The 235-nt window shown below is 43.8% G+C and carries 1 protein-coding gene; it reads left to right on the plus strand.

Annotation, left to right across the window (positions count from 1 at the left end):
* A partial coding sequence (locus AAEY72_RS16385; RefSeq protein ID WP_352311752.1) for a ribonuclease E/G occupies positions 1 to 235 on the plus strand: 235 nt, incomplete at both ends.

Below are 235 nucleotides of genomic sequence, written 5' to 3' on the forward strand. Positions count from 1 at the left end.
CTTTAATATTGAAAAACAGATTGAAACTGCTTATCAGCGTGAAGTTCGCCTACCATCAGGTGGCTCAATTGTTATCGATCAGACAGAAGCATTGGTATCTATCGATATCAACTCTGCTAAGTCTACTAAAGGTTCAGACGTTGCTGAAACCGCTTACCATACCAATCTAGAAGCCGCCGATGAGATTGCCCGTCAATTGCGCCTGCGCGATATGGGCGGTTTGATTGTCATTGAT

The organism is Psychrobacter sp. W2-37-MNA-CIBAN-0211 (genome assembly GCF_040309405.1).
Taxonomy (GTDB): Bacteria; Pseudomonadota; Gammaproteobacteria; order Pseudomonadales; family Moraxellaceae; genus Psychrobacter; species Psychrobacter glaciei.